The organism is Pseudomonas sp. FW305-25 (genome assembly GCF_017351415.1).
GTDB classification, from domain to species: domain Bacteria; phylum Pseudomonadota; class Gammaproteobacteria; order Pseudomonadales; family Pseudomonadaceae; genus Aquipseudomonas; species Aquipseudomonas chlororaphis.
Genome location: NZ_JACNDE010000012.1, coordinates 1 through 19,007, shown reverse-complemented (window position 1 = coordinate 19,007; position 19,007 = coordinate 1). Strand labels below are relative to the sequence as shown.

14 protein-coding genes and 2 pseudogenes are annotated in these 19,007 nt (G+C 58.1%); 11 read left to right on the top strand and 5 right to left on the bottom strand.

The window, feature by feature from the left end:
- Nucleotides 1-29: 29 nt before the first annotated feature.
- The gene (locus J4E58_RS13665) at nt 30-1,361 is read right to left on the bottom strand and encodes a TRZ/ATZ family hydrolase (RefSeq protein WP_087092376.1); all 1,332 of its coding nucleotides are present in this window, start codon (nt 1,359-1,361) and stop codon (nt 30-32) included.
- A gap of 108 nt (nt 1,362-1,469) precedes the next feature.
- Between J4E58_RS13665 and mtnA the strand changes: the two genes are divergently transcribed.
- The 11 genes from mtnA to J4E58_RS13605 all read left to right on the top strand — a co-directional run bounded on the left by mtnA (nt 1,470) and on the right by J4E58_RS13605 (nt 16,095).
- Nucleotides 1,470-2,546, top strand: coding sequence for an S-methyl-5-thioribose-1-phosphate isomerase (gene mtnA, locus J4E58_RS13660; protein WP_087092375.1), 1,077 nt, complete (start codon nt 1,470-1,472; stop codon nt 2,544-2,546).
- Nucleotides 2,547-2,901: 355 nt separating this feature from the next.
- Nucleotides 2,902-5,571, top strand: a complete 2,670-nt coding sequence (gyrA, locus tag J4E58_RS13655) for a DNA gyrase subunit A (protein ID WP_087092374.1) — start codon at nt 2,902-2,904, stop codon at nt 5,569-5,571.
- 64 nt (nt 5,572-5,635) lie between these two features.
- Nucleotides 5,636-6,721 carry a 3-phosphoserine/phosphohydroxythreonine transaminase gene (serC, locus tag J4E58_RS13650; RefSeq protein WP_025805551.1) on the top strand — a complete coding sequence of 362 codons (1,086 nt, stop codon included), beginning with the start codon at nt 5,636-5,638 and terminating at the stop codon, nt 6,719-6,721.
- Complete coding sequence (gene pheA, locus J4E58_RS13645; RefSeq protein ID WP_009045010.1) at nt 6,721-7,815, top strand: prephenate dehydratase; 1,095 nt, start codon at nt 6,721-6,723, stop codon at nt 7,813-7,815. Before serC ends, pheA begins: the two co-directional genes overlap by 1 nt.
- A 10-nt stretch (nt 7,816-7,825) precedes the next feature.
- Entirely contained in the window at nt 7,826-8,938 is a 1,113-nt protein-coding gene (hisC, locus tag J4E58_RS13640) for a histidinol-phosphate transaminase (protein WP_087092373.1), read from the top strand.
- A gap of 28 nt (nt 8,939-8,966) precedes the next feature.
- Complete coding sequence (locus J4E58_RS13635) at nt 8,967-11,174, top strand: bifunctional prephenate dehydrogenase/3-phosphoshikimate 1-carboxyvinyltransferase (RefSeq protein WP_087092372.1); 2,208 nt, start codon at nt 8,967-8,969, stop codon at nt 11,172-11,174.
- Nucleotides 11,171-11,860: a (d)CMP kinase gene (gene cmk, locus J4E58_RS13630; RefSeq protein ID WP_007931317.1), complete on the top strand. Its 690-nt coding sequence runs from the start codon at nt 11,171-11,173 to the stop codon at nt 11,858-11,860. The genes J4E58_RS13635 and cmk overlap by 4 nt, the downstream gene beginning before the upstream one ends.
- 121 nt (nt 11,861-11,981) lie before the next feature.
- Nucleotides 11,982-13,676 carry a 30S ribosomal protein S1 gene (gene rpsA, locus J4E58_RS13625; protein ID WP_007931318.1) on the top strand — a complete coding sequence of 565 codons (1,695 nt, stop codon included), beginning with the start codon at nt 11,982-11,984 and terminating at the stop codon, nt 13,674-13,676.
- A 201-nt stretch (nt 13,677-13,877) separates the two neighbouring features.
- Nucleotides 13,878-14,159: a hypothetical protein gene (locus J4E58_RS13620; RefSeq protein ID WP_087092371.1), complete on the top strand. Its 282-nt coding sequence runs from the start codon at nt 13,878-13,880 to the stop codon at nt 14,157-14,159.
- 183 nt (nt 14,160-14,342) lie between these two features.
- Nucleotides 14,343-14,639, top strand: coding sequence for an integration host factor subunit beta (gene ihfB, locus J4E58_RS13615; RefSeq protein ID WP_087092370.1), 297 nt, complete (start codon nt 14,343-14,345; stop codon nt 14,637-14,639).
- 418 nt (nt 14,640-15,057) lie between these two features.
- Nucleotides 15,058-16,095, top strand: coding sequence for a Wzz/FepE/Etk N-terminal domain-containing protein (locus J4E58_RS13605; protein WP_143481918.1), 1,038 nt, complete (start codon nt 15,058-15,060; stop codon nt 16,093-16,095).
- Nucleotides 16,096-16,254: 159 nt separating this feature from the next.
- Here J4E58_RS13605 and J4E58_RS13600 read toward each other — a convergent pair.
- The 4 genes and pseudogenes from J4E58_RS13600 to J4E58_RS13590 form a co-directional block, all read right to left on the bottom strand.
- Nucleotides 16,255-17,143: pseudogene (locus tag J4E58_RS13600) on the bottom strand (IS3 family transposase); the annotation flags it as partial.
- Nucleotides 17,144-17,899, bottom strand: a complete 756-nt coding sequence (locus tag J4E58_RS31955) for a transposase (RefSeq protein ID WP_256583193.1) — start codon at nt 17,897-17,899, stop codon at nt 17,144-17,146.
- A gap of 25 nt (nt 17,900-17,924) precedes the next feature.
- Nucleotides 17,925-18,494 carry a transposase gene (locus J4E58_RS31950; protein ID WP_256583194.1) on the bottom strand — a complete coding sequence of 190 codons (570 nt, stop codon included), beginning with the start codon at nt 18,492-18,494 and terminating at the stop codon, nt 17,925-17,927.
- 222 nt (nt 18,495-18,716) lie between these two features.
- Nucleotides 18,717-18,977, bottom strand: a pseudogene (locus J4E58_RS13590) (transposase); the annotation flags it as partial.
- Nucleotides 18,978-19,007 lie beyond the last annotated feature (30 nt).

The following is a 19,007-nucleotide window of genomic DNA, read 5'->3' as shown; positions in this document are numbered from 1 at the left end:
GGTCTCGAGCCGGGGCTCGAGGGTTCCTGCTATTCGGTATGGCCGCTGATGCGCCGGCCCCAGGCTGTCGCCGTGGCGTGCAGCTGTTGTTCGTCCAGGCGCGTCAGGCGCCGGTCGTCGAGCAATTGCTTGCCGGCGACCCAAAGGTGTTTCACGCAATCGCGGCCGGTGGCATATATAAGCTGCGAAACCGGGTCATAAATCGGTTGCTGCGCCAGGCCGGAAAGGTCAAAGGCCACCAGGTCCGCGGCCTTGCCGAGTTCCAGCGAGCCGATCTCGCTCTCCAGGCCCAGGGCCCGCGCGCCGTTGAGGGTGGCCATGCGCAGCGCCTGGTGGGCATTCAGGGCGGTGGCCGAGCCTGCCACGGCCTTGGCCAGCAGTGCGGCGGTGCGGATTTCGCCGAGCAGGTCCAGGTCGTTGTTGCTGGCGGCCCCGTCGGTGCCTACCGCAACATTGACGCCAGCCTGCCACAGCCGTTCCACCGGGCAGAAGCCGCTGGCCAGTTTCAGGTTCGACTCTGGGCAATGAATGACATTGCTATTGGTTTCTACCAGCAAAGCCAGGTCGTCATCGCTGATTTGGGTCATGTGTACGGCCTGGAAGCGCGGCCCGAGCAGTCCCAGTCGCGCCAGGCGGGCCAGGGGCCGCTCGCCGTGCCGGGCGACGGCCTGTTCCACCTCGAAGGCGGTTTCATGGACATGCATATGAATGGAGGCATCGAGCTCTTCGGCAATGATCCGGATCTTCTCCAGGTTTTCGTCGCCGACCGTGTAGGGCGCGTGGGGGCCGAAGGTGATCTTGATGCGCGGATGATGCTTGAGGTCGCTGAACAGCTCGACGCCCTGGCGAATGGCCTCGTCGGCGCTGTGGGCGCCCGGAATCGGAAAGTCGAGGACTGGAATGGCGATCTGCGCCCGAATGCCGCTGTTGTGCACGCGCTCGCTGGCAACCTTCGGAAAGAAGTACATGTCGGAAAAGCAGCTGATACCGCCTTTGAGCTGTTCGGCGATGGCCAGGTCGGTACCGTCGCGGACGAAGGCTTCATCGACCCATTTGGCTTCGGCGGGCCAGATGTGGTTCTCCAGCCAGGTCATCAGCGGCAGATCGTCGGCCAGGCCGCGGAACAGGGTCATCGCCGCGTGGCCGTGGGCGTTGATCAGGCCAGGGCTGAGCAGCATGCCCGGCAACTCGCGGACCTCGGCAGCCTGCAGCTTCAAGGCCGCGGCGCGCGGGCCGATGAACACGATGCGGCCGTCGCGGATACCCAGGCCGTGCTCCTTGAGCACCACGCCGGCCGGTTCAACAGGCACCAGCCAGGTCGGCAACAGGAGTAGGTCGAGCGCAACGACAGGGTTCGGCATCGAAGATCGGTTCCAGGGCGTTTGTGGAGGATGGCGAAGTATACCCGAGCGTCTTCGCCGGGGGATCGCTATAATCGGCGGCTTTTGTTCATGAGTGCGGGGTGAGGGATGCGCGATCGACTGTTGGCAGCGGAGAAGGTGAAGGCCATCGATTGGCGGGATGACGCCCTGTATCTGCTCGATCAGCGTATTTTGCCCTTCGAGGAAAGCTGGATTGCCTACACCAGCGCGGCTGGCGTCGCGCAGGCCATTCGCGAAATGGTGGTGCGTGGCGCGCCGGCAATCGGCATTAGCGCCGCGTATGGCGTGGTCCTGGCGGCGCGCGCGCGTTTTGCCGCCGGTGGTGACTGGCAGGCGGCGATGGAAGAAGACTTCGCACTGCTCGCCGACTCGCGTCCGACCGCGGTCAACCTGTTCTGGGCGCTGAACCGCATGCGTGAACGTCTGGAGCGCCTCAAGGGCCACGCCGACCCGCTGGCGGTGCTGGAGGCGGAAGCCCTGGCCATTCATGAAAGCGACCGCGAAGCCAACCTGACCATGGCCCAGTTGGGTGTCGACCTGATTCGCCGGCATCAGGGCAATGCCCAGGCCATCCTGACCCACTGCAATACCGGCGCCCTGGCGACCGGCGGCTTCGGAACGGCCCTGGGGGTGATTCGCGGGGCCTTTATCGAAGGTATGGTCGAGCGGGTGTATGCCAATGAAACCCGTCCCTGGCTGCAAGGCTCGCGGCTGACTGCCTGGGAGCTGGCCAACGAAGGCATCCCGGTGACCTTGAATGCCGACTCCGCTGCCGCGCACATCATGAAAACCAAGGGCGTGACCTGGGTGATCGTTGGCGCCGACCGCATTACCGCCAATGGCGATGTGGCGAACAAGATCGGCACCTATCAGCTGGCGGTCAATGCAATGCACCACGGCGTGCGTTTCATGGTGGTCGCGCCGAGTTCGACCATCGACATGGCCCTGGCCAGTGGCGAAGACATTCCGATCGAGGAGCGTGATGGCAAGGAGCTGCTTGAGGTCGGCGGCAAGCGGGTAGGGGCGGATGTGGAGGCCTACAACCCGGTATTCGACGTCACCCCGGCGGACCTGATCGACGCCATCGTCACCGAGAAAGGCATAGTCGAGCGTCCCGACACCGCGAAAATGGCCCAATTGATGTGCCGCAAGCGCTTGCACTGAGATCGTTTTGCAAAAGGTTTCGCTGACGGCTGCCGTGGGGTGGTCGTCAGTCCGGGAAAAAATCCGCATTTACGCGCGAAATCAGCCTCTGAGCTTCTCTCGTCTCTTATCAGCCTGTCACCGGTCAACTAACTATGCTCCATGCGCATCAGGGGGATAGGTGCGTGGCGGCGATTGTGATAACATCCGGCGGTTTCCAAGGTGGTCCGAAGTGACCGCCTTCACTGCGCAAATCCATGGCATAACTTGTTGATTTGTCGTAAGTCGGTGCATGGCACTAGGCCTGCAGCGGCGAGCTTCGTTCGTCCCATATGGATGTGACGAAGTTTCACCAGAAAAAGGAATCAGGCTTCTCATGGGCGAACTGGCCAAAGAAATCCTCCCGGTCAATATCGAAGACGAGCTGAAACAGTCCTATCTCGACTACGCGATGAGCGTAATCGTCGGGCGGGCACTGCCTGATGCGCGCGATGGCTTGAAGCCCGTGCACCGGCGCGTGCTGTACGCGATGAGCGAGCTCGGTAACGACTGGAACAAGCCGTACAAGAAATCTGCCCGTGTTGTCGGTGACGTGATCGGTAAGTATCACCCGCACGGTGATACCGCGGTGTACGACACCATCGTTCGTATGGCCCAGCCATTCTCCCTGCGCTACCTGCTGGTAGACGGCCAGGGTAACTTCGGTTCGGTCGACGGCGACAACGCGGCGGCCATGCGATACACCGAAGTGCGCATGACCAAGCTGGCGCACGAGCTGCTGGCCGACCTGCACAAGGAAACCGTGGACTGGGTGCCGAACTACGACGGCACCGAGCTGATCCCCGCGGTCATGCCGACCAAGATCCCCAACCTGCTGGTCAACGGTTCCAGCGGTATTGCCGTGGGCATGGCGACCAACATTCCGCCGCATAACCTCGGCGAAGTCATCGACGGTTGCCTGGCCCTGATCGACAACCCGGAGCTGACCGTCGATGAGCTGATGCAGCACATCCCGGGCCCGGACTTCCCGACGGCGGCGATCATCAATGGTCGTGAAGGCATCATCGAAGCCTACCGTACCGGTCGCGGGCGCATTTACATGCGTGCCCGCTCGATCATCGAGGACATCGACAAGGTCGGTGGCCGCCAGCAGATCGTCATCACCGAGCTGCCTTACCAACTGAACAAGGCGCGTCTGATCGAGAAGATCGCCGAGCTGGTCAAGGAGAAGAAGCTCGAAGGCATCACCGAGCTGCGCGACGAGTCCGACAAGGACGGTATGCGCGTAGTGATCGAGCTGCGTCGTGGCGAAGTGCCGGAGGTGATCCTCAACAATCTCTACGCCCAGACCCAGCTGCAGAGCGTGTTCGGTATCAACATCGTTGCGCTGATCGACGGTCGTCCGCGGATCCTCAACCTGAAGGACCTGCTGGAAGCCTTCGTGCGTCACCGCCGTGAAGTGGTGACCCGTCGTACCGTGTTCGAACTGCGCAAGGCTCGTGAGCGTGGTCACATTCTCGAAGGCCAGGCTGTTGCCCTGTCGAACATCGACCCGGTCATTGCCCTGATCAAGGCCTCGCCGACCCCGTCGGAAGCCAAGGAAGCGCTGATCAGCACGCCTTGGGAATCCAGCGCGGTGATGACCATGGTCGAGCGTGCCGGCGCGGATTCCTGCCGTCCGGAGAACCTCGATCCGCAATACGGTCTGCGCGACGGCAAGTACTTCCTGTCGCCAGAGCAGGCGCAAGCCATTCTGGAATTGCGTCTGCACCGCCTGACCGGCCTCGAGCATGAAAAACTGCTGGCCGAGTATCAGGAGATCCTCAACCAGATCGGCGAACTGATCCGCATCCTCAACAGCGCCACGCGCCTGATGGAAGTGATCCGCGAAGAGCTGGAAGTGATTCGTGCCGAATACGGCGATGTGCGTCGCACCGAGATCCTTGATGCCCGTCTCGACCTGACCCTGGGCGACATGATCCCAGAAGAAGAGCGTGTCGTGACCATTTCCCACGGCGGCTATGCCAAGACCCAGCCGCTGGCCGCGTACCAGGCCCAGCGTCGTGGCGGCAAAGGCAAGTCGGCAACCGGCGTCAAGGATGAGGACTACATCGCTCACCTGCTGGTGGCCAACAGTCACACCACGCTGTTGCTGTTCTCCAGCAAGGGCAAGGTCTACTGGCTGAAAACCTACGAAATCCCCGAGGCGTCCCGTGCCGCCCGCGGTCGTCCGCTGGTCAACCTGCTGCCGCTGGATGACGGTGAATACATCACCACCATGCTGCCGGTCGAGGAATACACCGAGGGTCACTACATCTTCATGGCGACCGCCAACGGCACCGTGAAGAAGACCCCGCTGGAATCCTTCAGCCGTCAGCGCAGCGTCGGTCTGATCGCGCTGGAGCTGGATGAGGGCGATGTGCTGATTTCCGCCGCGATCACCGATGGCGAGCGCGAAGTCATGCTGTTCTCCGATGGTGGCAAGGTGACTCGCTTCAAGGAGTCCGACGTTCGTGCCATGGGCCGTACTGCCCGTGGTGTGCGCGGCATGCGTCTGCCGGAAGGGCAGAAGCTGATCTCCATGCTGATTCCGGAAGAAGGCAGCCAGATCCTCACCGCTTCGGCGCGTGGTTATGGCAAGCGCACGGCGATCACCGAGTTCCCTGAGTACAAGCGTGGTGGTCAAGGCGTTATCGCCATGGTCAGCAACGAACGTAACGGCCGCCTGGTCGGAGCGGTCCAGGTGCTCGACGGCGAGGAAATCATGCTGATTTCCGATCAGGGCACCCTGGTGCGCACCCGGGTCGATGAAGTGTCCAGCCTGGGCCGTAACACCCAGGGCGTGACCTTGATCAAGCTGGCCAGCGACGAAACGCTGGTAGGCCTGGAGCGGGTTCAGGAGCCGTCGGAAGTCGAAGGCGACGAATTGGAAGACGAGGATGGCGAGGTGCTCGAGGGCGCCGTGCTGGATGCGGCGACCGACTCGGATGATGCCGTCGAAGGCCAGCAGGCTGACGCCGCGGGTGAAGAAGAGTCGCAAGACTAAATAAATCGTAGCAGGGCAGAGTGTTTGCTCTGTCCGCTACCGTGAATGCATAGCGAGAGTGGATGTGAGCAAACGAGCCTATAACTTCTGCGCAGGTCCCGCTGCGCTACCTGAAGCTGTCCTGTTGCGTGCCCAGGCCGAATTGCTGGATTGGCATGGCAAGGGCCTGTCGGTCATGGAGATGAGCCATCGCAGCGATGAGTTCGTCTCCATCGCCACCAAGGCCGAGCAGGATCTGCGTGATCTGCTGAATATCCCCTCGAACTATAAAGTGCTGTTTCTGCAAGGCGGCGCCAGCCAGCAATTTGCTCAGATCCCTCTGAACCTGTTGCCGGAAAATGGCACGGCCGACTATATCGACACCGGTATCTGGTCGCAGAAAGCCATTGAAGAAGCCTCGCGCTACGGCCATGTCAATGTGGCTGCCACCGCCAAGCCTTACGATTACTTCGCCATCCCTGGCCAGAACGAATGGCAGCTGTCGAAAGACGCGGCCTACGTGCACTACGCGCCGAACGAAACCATCGGCGGCCTGGAATTCCAGTGGATCCCGGAAACCGGCGACGTTCCGCTGGTGGCCGACATGTCTTCCGACATCCTCTCGCGCCCTGTGGATATCTCCCGTTTCGGCATGATCTATGCCGGCGCGCAGAAAAACATCGGCCCGAGCGGCATCCTGGTCAATATCGTTCGCGAGGACCTGCTGGGTCGCGCGCGCGCGCTGTGCCCGACCATGCTCGACTACAAGGTCGCGGCGGACAACGGCTCGATGTACAACACTCCGCCGACTCTGGCCTGGTACCTGTCCGGCCTGGTGTTCGAGTGGCTCAAGGAGCAGGGTGGGGTGGAAGCCATCGCCAAGCTCAATGACGTCAAACAACGCACCCTGTACGACTTCATCGACGCCAGCGGCCTGTACAGCAACCCGATCAACAAGTCGGACCGCTCGTGGATGAACGTGCCGTTCCGCCTGGCCGATGACCGTCTGGACAAGCCGTTCCTGGCCGGCGCCGATGCGCGTGGCCTGCTGAACCTCAAGGGGCACCGTTCGGTAGGCGGCATGCGCGCCTCCATTTACAACGCTGTCGACATCAATGCGGTCAACGCGCTGGTGGCCTACATGGCAGAGTTCGAGAAGGAACACGGCTAATGTCTGAGCAAGAACTCAAGGCACTTCGCCTGCGCATCGACGCTCTGGACGAGAAAGTCCTGGAGCTGATCAGTGAGCGCGCGCGCTGCGCCCAGGAAGTCGCGCGAGTAAAGATGGCCTCGCTGGCCGAAGGCGAAGTGCCGGTGTTCTATCGTCCTGAGCGTGAAGCTCAGGTGCTCAAGCGGGTGATGGAGCGCAATCAGGGGCCGTTGGGCAACGAAGAGATGGCGCGGCTGTTCCGTGAAATCATGTCGTCCTGCCTGGCGCTCGAGCAGCCGCTGAAAGTGGCCTACCTCGGTCCGGAAGGTACCTTCACCCAGGCCGCGGCCATGAAGCACTTCGGTCACGCGGTGATCAGCAAGCCAATGGCGGCGATCGACGAAGTGTTCCGTGAGGTGGCGGCGGGAGCGGTGAACTTTGGCGTGGTGCCTGTGGAAAACTCCACCGAGGGTGCGGTAAACCACACCCTCGACAGTTTCCTGGAGCACGACATGGTGATCTGCGGCGAGGTCGAGCTGCGTATCCACCATCATCTGCTGGTCGGTGAAAACACCAAGACCGACAGCATCAGCCGCATCTACTCCCATGCCCAGTCCCTGGCGCAGTGCCGCAAGTGGCTGGATGCCCATTATCCGAATGTCGAGCGGGTGGCGGTTTCCAGCAACGCCGAGGCGGCCAAGCGGGTCAAGGGCGAGTGGAACTCGGCGGCCATCGCCGGCGATATGGCGGCGAGCCTGTATGGCTTGACCCGTCTGGCCGAGAAAATCGAGGATCGCCCGGACAACTCCACGCGCTTCCTGATGATCGGCAACCAGGAAGTGCCGCCGACTGGCGACGACAAGACCTCGATCATCGTTTCCATGAGCAACAAGCCCGGCGCTCTGCATGAGCTGCTGGTGCCGTTCCATGATAACGGTATCGATCTGACGCGTATCGAAACCCGGCCTTCGCGCAGCGGCAAGTGGACCTATGTGTTCTTCATCGACTTCGTCGGCCACCACCGCGATCCATTGATCAAGGGTGTGCTGGAAAAGATCAGTCAGGAAGCAGTGGCACTCAAGGTGCTGGGTTCCTACCCGAAAGCGGTTCTCTGAGGCTTTAACAATGAGTGGCGACTTCCTCGCTCTGGCACAGCCGGGCGTGCAACAACTTTCGCCTTACGTTCCGGGCAAGCCCGTGGACGAATTGGCGCGCGAGCTGGATATCGATCCGGCGAAAATCGTCAAGCTGGCGAGCAACGAAAACCCGCTGGGCGCCAGTCCCAAGGCGTTGGCGGCGATTCGCGAAGAGCTGGCCGAGCTGACCCGTTACCCGGATGGCAATGGCTTTGCGCTCAAGACCCTGCTGGCCGAGCGCTGTGGCGTCGAGCTGGCGCAGGTCACCCTGGGCAATGGTTCCAACGACATCCTGGAGCTGGTCGCCCGCGCCTATCTGGCGCCTGGCCTGAATGCGGTGTTCAGCGAACACGCCTTTGCGGTCTATCCGATCGTTACCCAGGCCGTGGGGGCCGAAGCCCGTGTGGTTCCGGCTAAAGACTGGGGGCATGACCTGCCGGCCATGTTGCAGGCCATTGATGCCGATACCCGGGTGGTCTTTATCGCCAACCCGAACAATCCGACCGGCACCTGGTTCAGCGCCGAGGTGCTGGACGATTTCCTCCAAGACGTACCAGCGCATGTACTGGTGGTGCTGGACGAGGCTTACATCGAATATGCCGAAGGCAGCGATCTGCCGGATGGCCTGGATTTCCTGGCGGCCTATCCGAACCTGCTGGTTTCGCGAACCTTCTCCAAGGCCTACGGCCTGGCTGCGTTGCGCGTGGGTTATGGTTTGTCGACTCCGACCGTTGCCGATGTGCTCAATCGCGTTCGCCAGCCCTTCAATGTCAACAGCCTGGCCCTGGCGGCGGCGTGTGCGGCGCTGGAGGATACCGATTACCTGGCCGAGAGCCGTCGCTTGAACGAGGCGGGAATGCAGCAGTTGGAAGCCGGCTTCCGGGAGCTGGGCCTGAGCTGGATCGCTTCCAGGGGTAACTTCATTGCGGTGGATGTCGGGCGGATTGCCGCACCGGTGTTCCAGGGTTTGTTGCGTGAAGGGGTGATCGTGCGTCCGGTGGCCAACTACGGCATGCCGAATCACCTGCGCGTGACCATTGGCCTGCCGGCTGAAAACGCCCGTTTCCTCGAGGCTTTAGCCAAGGTTCTGGCTCGTGGTTGATGTCATTCCAGTGCAACCTGCGGTGCCTATGATCGGTCGCCTGGTGGTGGTCGGTCTGGGACTGATCGGCGGTTCCTTTGCCAAGGGCCTGCGTGAAAGTGGCGTATGCCGCGAAGTGGTCGGTGTCGATCTGGATCCGCAATCGTGCAAGCTGGCCGTTGAGTTGGGTGTGGTGGATCGCTGTGAAGAAGACCTGGCGCTGGCGTGCCGGGGCGCTGATGTGATCCAGCTGGCGGTGCCGATTCTGGCCATGGAAAAGTTGCTGGCGATTCTGGCTGGCATGGATCTGGGGCAGGCGATCCTGACCGATGTCGGCAGCGCCAAGGGCAATGTGGTGCGAGCGGCGACCGAGGCTTTTGGCGGCATGCCGCCGCGCTTCGTCCCGGGACATCCGATCGCCGGTTCCGAACAGAGCGGGGTGGAAGCCGCCAATGGCCAGTTGTTCCGTCGCCACAAGGTGATACTGACGCCGCTGGAGCAGACCGACCCGGAAGCGCTGGTGGTGGTCGACAAGCTCTGGCGAGAGCTGGGGGCGGATGTCGAGCACATGCAGGTCGAGCGCCACGATGAAGTGCTGGCGGCGACCAGTCATCTGCCGCACTTGCTGGCGTTCGGTCTGGTCGATTCGTTGGCCAAGCGCAGTGAAAATCTGGACATCTTCCGCTACGCTGCGGGCGGTTTCCGTGATTTCACGAGAATCGCCGGTAGTGATCCGGTCATGTGGCACGACATCTTCCTCGCCAATCGCGAAGCTGTCCTGCGCACACTCGATACATTTCGCAACGACCTCGACGCCTTGCGCGACGCGGTCGATGCAGGGGATGGGCACCAGTTGTTGGGCGTATTCACTCGCGCCCGGGTTGCTCGCGAGCATTTCAGTAAAATCCTGGCCCGTCGGGCCTATGTGGACGCTATGAACTCCAATAACCTGATTTTCCTGGCAAATCCTGGTGGCCGCCTGACTGGGCGGATTCGTGTACCAGGCGACAAATCGATTTCTCACCGTTCGATCATGCTCGGCTCCCTGGCTGACGGTACTACCGAAGTCGATGGCTTCCTCGAGGGCGAAGACGCCCTGGCGACGCTGCAGGCTTTCCGTGACATGGGCGTGGTGATCGAAGGTCCGCACCATGGTCGTGTGACCATCCATGGCGTCGGCCTGCATGGCTTGAAGCCGGCTCCGGGGCCGATCTACTTGGGCAACTCCGGCACCTCGATGCGCCTGCTGTCCGGTCTGCTGGCCGCGCAGAGTTTCGATAGCGTGCTGACGGGCGATGCATCGCTGTCCAAGCGTCCGATGAATCGCGTAGCCAATCCGCTGCGCGAGATGGGGGCAGTCATTGAAACCGCAGCGGAAGGGCGTCCGCCGATGACCATCCGTGGTGGCCACAAACTCAAAGGCCTGACTTACACCATGCCAATGGCCAGTGCCCAGGTTAAGTCATGCCTGCTGTTGGCTGGCCTGTACGCCGAAGGCAAGACCACTGTGACCGAGCCTGCGCCAACCCGCGATCATACCGAGCGCATGCTGCGCGGCTTCGGTTACCCGGTAGCGGTCGACGGCGCCACGGCCTCGGTCGAGTCTGGTGGCAAGCTGCAGGCGACCCATATCGAAGTACCTGCGGATATCTCCTCGGCGGCCTTCTTCCTGGTGGCTGCGTCCATCGCCGAAGGTTCCGAACTGGTGCTCGAGCATGTTGGCATCAACCCGACTCGTACCGGGGTAATCGATATCCTGCGCCTGATGGGGGCTGATATCAGCCTGGAAAACCAGCGTGAGGTCGGCGGCGAGCCTGTGGCAGACCTGCGGGTTCGCGCGGCGAAGCTCAAGGGGATCGAGATTCCGGAAGAGCTGGTCCCGCTGGCGATCGACGAATTCCCGGTGCTGTTCGTTGCCGCAGCCTGCGCCGAAGGGCGTACCGTGCTGCGTGGCGCCGAAGAGTTGCGGGTCAAGGAGTCCGACCGCATCCAGGTAATGGCCGATGGTTTGCTGGCCCTGGGCGTCAAGTGCGAGCCGACGCCGGACGGTATCATCATCGATGGCGGCCAGATTGGCGGCGGCGAAGTGCACGGGCATGGCGATCACCGTATCGCCATGGCTTTCAGCGTGGCTTCATTACGTGCCAATGCGCCAATCCGCATCCATGACTGCGCCAACGTTGCCACGTCCTTCCCGAACTTCCTTGCGCTATGTGCACAAGTCGGCATTCGTGTTGTGCAAGAGGCCCAGTCGTGAACATCAAGGCGCCAGTCATCACCATCGATGGGCCAAGCGGCTCGGGCAAGGGCACCATTGCCGGGATTCTGGCCAAACGCTTGGGCTGGTGCCTGCTGGATTCCGGTGCCTTGTACCGCTTGCTGGCTTTTGCCGCGCGCAATCATGGTGTCGACCTGACCAATGAGGAGTCGCTGAAACTGCTGGCGGCTCATCTGGATGTGCAATTCGTCGGAGCGACCGAAGGTCATCCGCAACGCATCATTCTGGAAGGTGATGACGTCACCGATGATTTGCGCAACGAGCAGGTCGGCGCCTGGGCCTCCCAGGTTGCGGCACTGCCGGCCGTGCGCGACGCGCTGTTGCAGCGTCAGCGAGCTTTTCAGGAGCCGCCGGGGCTAGTGGCCGATGGGCGTGACATGGGGACAGTGGTATTTCCCGATGCGCCCCTGAAGATATTCCTCACCGCAAGTGCCGAGGAGCGCGCGCGTCGTCGCTACTTGCAGTTGAAGGGAAAAGTCGATGGTGTTAGTCTGTCGAGTCTGCTAGATGAGATTCGTGCGCGCGATGAGCGTGACACCCAGCGAGCAGTCGCCCCGCTCAAACCGGCGGTTGACGCGATACAGCTGGATTCCACGGAGTTGTCCATCGAGCAGGTGCTGGAACGCATCCTGAGCGAAATCGCCATTCGCGATATCGCCGGGTGACCAAGGAGGAGCGCAGGGGACCAGTCATAGTCCTGCGGTCCTTCTTTTATATGAACGTAACCCACATTGTCTGGGATGTGGCAGATGGGCGTATTCTTCGCCCTTATCAACAGGAATTAAAATGAGCGAAAGCTTTGCGGAACTCTTTGAAGAAAGCCTAAAAACCCTGAACCTTCAGGCAGGCTCCATCATCACCGGTGTTATCGTCGACATCGACTACCAAGCGCGTTGGGTAACCGTTCACGCTGGTCTGAAGTCTGAAGCGCTGATCCCGCTTGAGCAGTTCTACAACGATGCTGGCGAACTGTCCATCAATGTTGGTGATGAAGTTCACGTTGCTCTGGATTCGGTTGAAGACGGCTTTGGTGAAACCAAGCTGTCCCGTGAAAAAGCCAAGCGCGCTGAATGCTGGATCGTTCTGGAAGCAGCCTTCGCAGCCGAAGAAGTGGTCAAGGGCGTTATCAACGGTAAGGTTAAAGGCGGCTTCACTGTCGACGTTAACGGCATCCGTGCGTTCCTGCCAGGTTCTCTGGTTGACGTCCGTCCAGTGCGCGACACTACGCACCTGGAAGGCAAAGAGCTCGAGTTTAAAGTCATCAAACTCGACCAGAAGCGCAACAACGTTGTCGTTTCCCGCCGTAGCGTCCTCGAAGCCGAGAACTCCGCTGAGCGTGAAGCTCTGCTGGAATCCCTGCAGGAAGGTCAGCAAGTCAAAGGTATCGTCAAAAACCTCACCGATTACGGCGCATTCGTCGATCTGGGTGGCGTCGATGGCCTGCTGCACATTACCGACATGGCTTGGAAGCGCATCAAGCATCCTTCCGAAATCGTCAACGTTGGCGACGAGATCGATGTCAAGGTTCTGAAGTACGATCGCGAGCGCAATCGTGTTTCCCTGGGCCTGAAGCAGCTGGGCGAAGATCCATGGGTTGCTATCAAAGCCCGTTACCCAGAAAGCACTCGCGTTACCGCTCGTGTAACCAACCTGACCGACTACGGCTGCTTCGCTGAGCTGGAAGAAGGTGTTGAAGGTCTGGTGCACGTTTCGGAAATGGACTGGACCAACAAGAACATCCATCCTTCGAAAGTCGTACAAGTCGGCGACGAAGTGGAAGTTATGGTTCTGGACATCGACGAAGAGCGTCGTCGTATCTCCCTGGGCATCAAGCAGTGCAAATCTAACCCATGGGAAGATTTCTCTGGCCAGTTCAACAAGGGCGACAAAATCTCCGGCACCATCAAGTCGATCACCGATTTCGGTATCTTCATTGGTCTGGACGGTGGCATCGACGGTCTGGTTCACCTGTCCGACATCTCCTGGAACGAAGTGGGCGAAGAAGCCGTACGCCGCTTCAAGAAGGGCGACGAGTTGGACACTGTTATCCTGTCGGTTGACCCAGAGCGTGAGCGCATCTCCCTGGGTATCAAGCAACTGGAAAGCGATCCGTTCTCCGAGTACGTTCAAGAGAACGACAAGGGTGCAATCGTTAAGGGTGTTGTAAAAGAAGTTGACGCCAAAGGCGCCATCATCACCCTGGCCAACGATATCGAAGCTACTCTGAAAGCCTCCGAAATCAGCCGTGATCGCATCGAAGATGCTCGTAACGTCCTGAAAGAAGGCGAAGAAGTTGAAGCCAAGATCATCAGCGTTGACCGTAAGAGCCGTGTAATCCAGCTCTCGATCAAGTCGAAAGACGTTGAAGACGAGAAAGAAGCTATCCAGAGCCTGCGCGACAAGCCAGCTGCTTCGGATATCGCTGCTGGTCCTACCACTCTGGGCGACCTGTTGCGTGCACAGATGGAAAAGCAGAACTAAGTTCTGTCAGACCATAGAAAAAGGGCGACTTCGGTCGCCCTTTTTTGTGTCTGCGATTTGGGTTCTGGCTTGCATCTGTCGAGGGGGGGAAACCAATAGAGTCATTCGGGTGTCTATTTTCTTAAGCGGATCAATAACCTATTCAGGGCTAGGCTTATTTGAGCTGAGTGATGGTGGGCGATTGCCCGTATAAGGAAGTAGATGAAAAATCTCATCGTGATTTTCGCGGTTCTAGTTTTGGTGGGCTGTACGACCAATGCCAAGATCCATGCGGTCCGTGGTGTCAGCGGCATCGAGATCGACTGTTCCGGTCTAGGGGCTGGATGGGGCAAGTGCTACAAGCGTGCCGAGCGTGAATGCAAGGGGGATGGCTATAAGGTCATCACCAGGTCCAGTGATGCCAAGGACGAGGAGGGTGACTATCCCTTTGGCTGGAATCCTGCGGGTTACCTCACTCGGACCATGCTTGTCATATGCCGCTAGTAGGATGGCGTGGTGGGAGGTCAAATTGCTGCGGAGTTTTCGTTTTAGGCGCTGTTGAATGCCCTCGTTTGTGGCGTTTTAGCAAGGGGGGAGATAAGTCAATGCTTGGGCTGTTCAAAATCCCCCGGTCGTGCTAAAACCTTTGAAGCGCTTATCTAGCTGCTTGAAAAAGAAGGGAAAAATATGACGAAGTCGGAGTTGATCGAACGAATTGTCACCCATCAAGGGCTACTCTCATCCAAGGATGTGGAGCTGGCCATCAAGACCATGCTTGAGCAAATGTCCCAATGCTTGGCAACAGGAGATCGTATAGAAATCCGTGGCTTTGGCAGCTTCTCTCTGCACTACCGTGCGCCACGCGTCGGCCGGAATCCGAAAACCGGTCAATCTGTCAGTCTCGATGGTAAGTTTGTACCTCACTTCAAGCCTGGCAAAGAATTGAGGGATCGAGTTAATGAAGATGAAGAGGGTGGTATCTGATGGTTCAGGCGGCTGGAGGGGGGCGAATTATTACTCGCATCATTTTTATTCTGCTGGTGTTGCTTGTTGCGCTAACGATTTTGATTTTTGTGCTTGAGAATCAGCAGGTTGTAACTTTGTCTCTCTTTGGGTGGTCCGCCCCGCTTTTGCCGATTTCTGCATTAATACTACTATCTTCGTTGTTTGGGATGGTTGTCGGTCCAATGTTGCGATTTGTTATTAGGCGTAAGCGTACGCGATATCCTTAGTGATGTTGGTGGCTGTAGTGATGAAGGTAAACTCTTTGTCGATATGTACAGTGTCAATTCTGGCTTGGTCGATCGTTACAAGGCTTGCGTTGTTATAAGTTATTATTAGGTTTTTCTGGCTACTGAAAGGTTTTTCAAAGTCATCAATTAATTTAGCAGTGGTTCTCTTTATGTCGAATGGTGCCGTTGATTTTTCAAGTGCTGATGAAGTTGATCTTAAGAGGATTTTTTTTGTGCTTTGGCAGCAAAGAAAATTAATTGTCTGTATTGCGTTCGTGGTTGTATTTTTTTCAGTGTGTTATGCGTTTTTTAAGGTGCCGCTGTATGAGGCAAAAGTGTATGTTGTTCCTCCAACTCAGGATGATATTTCCAATTTAAACTATGGTCGAACCTCAGAGTCTGAGTTGCCTTACTTTACGGTAAAGGAAATATATTCTACTTTTTTATTTAATCTCCAGTCTGAGTCGGTGCGTCGATCATTTTTCAATGATATTTATTTGCCTTCTTTGGATGCTACTAGGCGCAAGCGTTCGGAGTCGGCGCTGTACAGTGAATTCACTAAGAGGCTGGTCGTTTCATCGCCTGGGAAAGACCTTGCAGAGCGATACCAGGTCGTGATGCAGGGGGATAGCCCTGCTAAGTCGGCTGAACTTCTGGATAAGTTCGTCATCCGTGCTGGAGAGGCGGCTAAGCGTGAGCTAATCAAAAATATAACTCGCGAAGCTGAAGTCAGGGCGATGAACTTAGCTCAGCAGATTGCCGCTGTGCGTGAGGGTGGTCAGCAAAAAAGGGCGGATTATATTGTCCAGCTGAAAGAGGCTTTGCAGGTGGCCAGTGCAATTGGTCTTCTGGACTCGCCTTCTGTATCGGGAAAACTATTTGTTGAGGTCTCTAATTCTCGGGAGACTCCACTCTATATGCGGGGAGCTAAAGCGCTTAGGGCGGAAATCCAGGCTCTTGAGAATCGAAAGTCGGATGATCCATTTATAACCTCCTTAAGGGGGCAAGAGGCTAAGTATGATCTTTACAGGTCGCTAATGTTGTTTTCGCCTGTGGGGGTAGAAGTTTATCGTATGGATGGCGCTATTAATCAGGTGGAGGGCCCTATTGAACCTCGGAAAACAATGGTGATATTGGCTGGGTTGATGTTGGGTTTGTTTTTTGGAGGGGTATATGCTTTGGGGCGTGATTTTTTACGGGCGTCGTGATTTCTGTTTGTTGTAGCTATAGTGCTGGTTTTTTTTTTGGCTGGGAAGGTTTCCGTTTTTCTACTCTAGATAATCTAGTTGTGTTCCTCGCAGGAGGTTGTAGGTGAGCGGTGGGGAAGGACCGATCTGAAGATGTATATCCGGGTGAGTGTGTAGTGGTCAACTAATCCCGGACACGACGTTAAGTTTTTTCTCGGCCTGAGCCGGAGCTATCCCATCGTTAAACTGGTGCGGTCGAATCCAGTTGTACCGATGCATCAGGTAATGACTGATGTCTCGGTGCGCGTCTTGAACCGTCATGTAGCCCACGGTCTGTATCCATTCAGTTCTCAAACTGCGAAACACGCGCTCCATCGGCGCATTATCCCAACAGTTTCCACGACGGCTCATGTTTTGGTGCATGCGGTAACGCCAGAGCCGTTGGTGAAACTGGCGAGCCCTGATCCGAGTGAAATAGCAGTCCTTGAGGCCGGCCACGCTGCTCGTAAGCCATGTCCAACGCCTTGATCACCAAGTCCGTGTCCGGTTTGCTCGACAGCGCCCAGCCCACAACTCGACGTGCGTAGAGATCCAGCACGACAGCCAAGTAATGCCATTTTCCTTGAGCCCAGATATAGGTGATATCGCCACACCAGACCTGGTTGGGTGCCGGCACTTCAAACTCTCGATTCAAGATGTTCGGAATATCCTGTCGCTCAACCGTCGCTTGTTTGTAGGCATGTGATCCAGGTTGTTTGCTGACTAACGCCAGTTCTCGCATTAGGCCACGCACCTTAAATCGTCCGATTTGCTCGCCATCTTCCTTCATCATCGACACGATGCTGCGGCTGCCGGCCGCGCTTCGACTCCGCGTGAACAGCTCATTGACTCGACTGCATAACCGAAGTCGTTCAGCGTCCGGAGTTCGACGTCTGAGGCGATGGGCGTAGTAGCACGAGCGAGTGATATCAAAGACCACGCAAAGCCAATCAACCGGCTCTTGGGTCCTCAGTTGATCAATCAGCGCGTGCGCTCGTGCTCTTCCGACATCAAGAGCGCGGCAGCCTTCCTAAGAAATACCTTCCGCCGGTTGCAGCATGAAGCCAAGCTCAGCCGCGCGTCGGTACAAGCCCTTCACCACTCGCTCCCGATATTTTTGCTCGTAGTGATCGGCCCCTGGATCTTGATAGTTCATCCCGAAGCGCATGGCGTTGTAGAACAGGATGGCGATCTTCCGAGCAGTAGCCGTAACGGCCTTGGCTTTTCCGATTCGAGCCGCAAGGCGTCGATAGAATGCACCCAATGCCGTGTTCGTTCTTCCGACCGTTACCGCAGCTAACCGCAGGTGGGCGGTCACCCGATTTTTGGTCTTACGGGTATGGGCCGAAAGGACCTTGCCGCCACTGATACGACAGCCGGGCGCGAGAGTGGGCCAAGAAGTGAAATGATGACAGGTACGCCATCGACTCAGATCCGTGCCGCACTCGGCAATCAAACGCAAGGCCAGGTAGGGGCCAATGCCGTGGATCTGGGTCAGATCGACTCCGACCAATTGATAGAGCAAGGTACGGACATCGAAGTTGAGCGCGTTGGGTTGCCGGGTACGATGCCGTGGTTTTGGTAGCGGCTCAGTTGGCGATGCCTTTTCCTGCGAGAGCGTGATCAGCGTCTGTGCCATTTGCTGGTCACAAACCTCCAGCGGCGCCTGATAAGCGTCATACATGGACAGCGCCTGCGTCAGAGCAAAAACGTGCTCTGGCTGATAGTTGCCGACCAAAGAGGCTTGAATGACTTCGATACCGGCTTTGCAACGGGTGTCGCTCATGGCTGCCAATACCGAGGGGCTCCGCTCACCCGCCACGATAGCACGGATTATTCGCATACCGGTTACCCCCGGTGATATCCGTCACGACATGGTGCAGTTGCAGATTCATATGCGTCAGCGCCTTTTGCATGTGCTGAATATGCGCCGCGGCATAGTCGAGATGACGCTCCCGCAGCCGCAGATAGCTGCGCAAAGCCGAGATTTCGCGATCAGGGTGAAAGCTGGCCCGTAGCAACCCACAGGCATGCAATCGTTGTATCCACTGTGCGTCATTCACGTCGGTTTTGCGTCCTGGTACGGCGCGGGCCTCTCGGGCATTGGCCAGCACGACCTGAAGGCCATGTGCTTCTAATATTTCGTAAACCGGAATCCAGTAAACGCCTGTCGATTCCATCGCGACCGTCGTTATATCGAGATTGACCAACCAGTTGGCCAGGCGCTCCAAGTCGGAAGTGAAAGCCTGGAAAGTTTGAACAGACTCTTTGGCAAGGTCTGCAGGAACAGCCATCACATGAAAGCGTGAGCCAATATCAATGCCGGCTGCATGATCATGAATAACCGGTAACCCACGCTGCTTTAGATCGTGCTTTTTCATGAGCACCTCCAGTCAAGTTGAACTGGACGGGGACTCGGATCAAATCACCTTCCTAAACGGGGTCACGGAATATGCCACCACTAACGGGTCCACAGCTTCCCCTGGGTCAAGTTTTTTGACGGGGACTTAGCCTCCAAAAAGCCAGCGACCACTGTCCAGTGGGATCAGTGTAGAACGTAGTGTTTCTAGTCCAATGGGCCGCGGAGCGCCGGGGAGGCGGTTTTTTAAAATGGATTTTTCCCACTCAAGACGAGCGATCCTGGCTTCCAACTCCTGGATCTTCTGCCGCTCGGGCGTCAGCGCTTTAGTCTGTGGAGTAACACCGCTGCGCTCCTGCTGGAGTTGGTTCACCCAGCGATGCAACGCGGACTCGACCACACCGAGCGACCGGCAGGCCTCGATATGGCTATAGCGTTGATCGAGCACGAGGGCTGCGGCCTCGCGTTTGAATTCAGCGGAAAAGGAACGACGTTGCTTGGTCATCAGACACCTCTATCCGGCGAGCACTCTCGC